At 41.9% G+C, this 3,083-nt stretch carries 4 protein-coding genes; all 4 read right to left on the reverse strand.

Annotation, left to right across the window (positions count from 1 at the left end; all coding sequences use genetic code 11):
- Positions 1-68: 68 nt before the first annotated feature.
- Positions 69-1,175 (reverse strand): glycosyltransferase family 2 protein, encoded by a 1,107-nt coding sequence (locus tag LD39_RS09850; RefSeq protein ID WP_035545707.1) that lies wholly within the window; start codon positions 1,173-1,175, stop codon positions 69-71.
- 20 nt (positions 1,176-1,195) lie between these two features.
- Complete coding sequence (locus LD39_RS09855) at positions 1,196-1,858, reverse strand: lysophospholipid acyltransferase family protein (protein ID WP_035545710.1); 663 nt, start codon at positions 1,856-1,858, stop codon at positions 1,196-1,198.
- Positions 1,842-2,612, reverse strand: a complete 771-nt coding sequence (locus LD39_RS09860; RefSeq protein WP_035545713.1) for a carotenoid biosynthesis protein — start codon at positions 2,610-2,612, stop codon at positions 1,842-1,844. The genes LD39_RS09855 and LD39_RS09860 overlap by 17 nt, the downstream gene beginning before the upstream one ends.
- A gap of 95 nt (positions 2,613-2,707) precedes the next feature.
- Positions 2,708-3,083, reverse strand: a 376-nt coding sequence (locus LD39_RS09865; protein WP_035545716.1) for a TQO small subunit DoxD, incomplete at its 5' end; no start/stop codon positions are given.

Raw genomic sequence — 3,083 nt, forward strand, 5'->3', positions numbered from 1 at the left:
TACTCCATTTTTGGCCAGTGTGACAGCTGCGGACAAACCTCCTAGACCACCTCCAACAATGATTGCTTTCATTCATAAGACCTCCCTTTCCATGTGTAGGTATGACCTTTAAGATGGATGAACATTGAAGAGAACATGATAGCTATAAGTAAAACGATGGATATAGGTACAAAAAACGAAAGCCATAGCGGATGGCCGGTTCTTGCATCCACATACATTTTAAAAGCGACCGTCAACAAATAAGGAAGTATGTAAATCCAGCTTCCCTGAATCAAACCTGCAAAAAGGTATCCTAATGGAAGGAGAAAGACAATCGAATAAAATAACGAAAGCGCAATAACCATTGGGATCGAACGGCCTAATCCAGTGTAAATGTTCTTATTAAATCCTTCCCACGTTTCGCTGGCTGTACTATACATGTAAGACAACACAGCAGGTGTAATATTTGCAAGTACCATTTTGTATCCTTTCTTTTTCACTTCCCTCGCCAGGTGGACATCTTCTACTAATGAACCTTTGACTGATGCATGGCCGCCAACCGTCTCATAGGTTTTCCGGTCAATCATGATAAAGATGCCGCATGCCGCAGTAAAGAGCGGTCGGTTTGTAAAGTTGGCGATGGCAAGAGGGAGGTGGAGTTGTATAACCATATGCTGTAATGGGACAAGCATATGGCTTAAAAAATGATTGTTTGGATAATGCGGAAAACCGCTCAGCATATTAGCCTTATGCTGCTCCATCGTTGCTAATGTTTGTTCAATGACGGTCGGAGCTACTCTTGCATCTGCATCCAGAAATAGAAAATATGTACCAGTTGCCCATTGAGACAGCTGATGACACGCATGAACTTTTCCATTCCAGCCATCCGGTAATTCTTTTCCCTGATGAATAGTAAAGCGGGCATCACCTTTTACTTCATGCAGCAATAGAGAATAAGTATCATCTGTAGAATGATCATCCAGCAGCAGGATTTCAAGAGAGGGGTATGTAAGTTTTCTCAATGATTGTATTAGGCCCTCGACGTTATCTTCTTCGTTCCGTAAAGGTACGAGCAATGAGACTTTAGGTTGCTTAGACAAAAATTTTGGTGAGGACAAAGGAATTAAGAAAAGGCTATTCATGATGGTCCAGATGTTCAGTACGCTGGTAACGATTAAAAGGATTGTAAATAACATTAAAATATCCTCTCTTTCTTTTAAATCTTCATGAAAGAGCCATAGTCCTCGTGGATGATTCGCTCACGAAATCGATCCAATTGGACTGTTGCAGCTGTTTCAAATGCAGCTGTCATGTCTTTGCGGTTTAAGTGTAAATAGGACTCTTTCGCAAGCGGTTCACCGATCTGGATGTACGCATTCGGTTTTCTTGTATGCTCGATGGAATAGTATAGTGATATCGGCACTACATTCGCTTCAGAACATCTTTGAACAATATAAGAAACCCCCGAAAAAAATTCCAGCGGCCGTTTTTCTAAATGCTGTTCCCTTCCTTGTGGAAACATCCAGACCGTTTTCTCCTTTTGTAAAAGATCTACACTGTATTGAAGTGAATCCATTAAGTGTCTGCGGTCATCAGGGTTAATAGAAAACGCCCCGATTTTTCGAAAAAATGGAAATCGTTTCACACCGTCTTCATGCATCATTCCGAAGGCATCGGATTGGATAACCTTCTCGTTCAAATAATAGATCATTAAAGGATCCCACCATGTGGAATGGTTGATAAGAAATAACGTTTTTTCTGATGGGGGAGAGGATCCCTGGTTCCATATCATGATTTTTTCAAAATGATAGTTCAAAAAGAGGCGGTTGAAACGCTTGAACCCCCATTCGATAAACGCACTCTTATTTGCTTTCAACATAAGCTTCTCTCCTCCAAAAGTACAATCCATACCAAATACCTGTCAGCACAAGCACCAGGATGGCTGCACCGAATACTCCTCCAGTCATCGCAATGAGACAAAACATAGCGATGATTAAACCGAAAATAAGACACATCCGATTTCGCCAGATAGAAGTTCTTGTTTTTCGTTCTGGAGACCATAAAATAAAAACTAAATGGAAGCAGGTAGAAACAACAAACCACCCGATGAAATTCGAGAATGGTATGTCATAGTATAGCCCGGGTTCCTGCCATATCCAGTACTCTTTCACCTTGAAAGATACAGGGTCGAGAATGAGATCCATTGTGACAGCGATCAGTGCCCCGACAAGTACAAAAACAAGGGAGCGCACTATTCCATTTAAACCTTTGGTAATGCCCATTGCTAATTCATGTGAACATCCCATAATGAGCAGCCAGGCAAAGCCAATGGTTAAAGGAGTATCAAAAATTTTGATACCGAAATTAGCGTTGTAATCATAGGAACCGAACAGAAAATCGTAAGCAACGCCTAGATGTTCAACGTAGATGCTTAGAACTATGATTAGAAGACTGTATGTAATCCCTCCACGCAAACCGTACAGGTGACAAAAATAAATGCCGGCGATGACTCCGGCGGTAATTAAAAATACGCTATTGGCCCATTCCAGCCAGGGAGGTAGTAAATCGAATGTAAGTAGGAATACACCGCATATGTACCAAAATATAAAGAAACGATAAATGATGGCAGTCATGAGTACCTCCTTTGTTTCTCCCTTCATGATACCTCAATTTGCAGGAGAATAAACAAAAAAAGCCCTGGGAACAAAGCATTCCCAGGACAGTTGTGCTATTGATGGGCAAGTCGTCTATTTTTAATCCACACGACTTGTTTTTGAAGAAGCGGCATAGCCCAGCGGTCTAAACCGAATCTACCAGCGTTCACTCCAGCTACAAGAATGAATATGGTCAAGAGTACCATTTGCGGGTTGGTGCTTGTTGTGCCACTGAAAAGGAATGCAAAGTTCATGATTATTCCGCCTAAGGCTGCTGCATTCGTAAGTAAACCAAGCATTAGTCCGAGTCCGACAAAAATCTCTCCCCACATGACTACAAAAGTGAACAACTCATGGTTCGGCAGAGCCACAGTTTCTAGGAAAGCCGCCCACCAATTTTGTACGGCTGGATGAGCTCCTTCCGCTTTAGCGATCGCTCCATTCAAGAAG

It is taken from the genome of Halobacillus sp. BBL2006, assembly GCF_000786645.1.
Lineage (GTDB): Bacteria > Bacillota > Bacilli > Bacillales > Halobacillaceae > Halobacillus.

Coding starts and splice junctions, on each gene's coding strand:
- LD39_RS09850 (WP_035545707.1), bottom strand. CDS start 1,175: ATGTTATTTACAATCCTTTTAATCGTTACCAGCGTACTGAACATCTGG.
- LD39_RS09855 (WP_035545710.1), bottom strand. CDS start 1,858: ATGTTGAAAGCAAATAAGAGTGCGTTTATCGAATGGGGGTTCAAGCGT.
- LD39_RS09860 (WP_035545713.1), bottom strand. CDS start 2,612: ATGACTGCCATCATTTATCGTTTCTTTATATTTTGGTACATATGCGGT.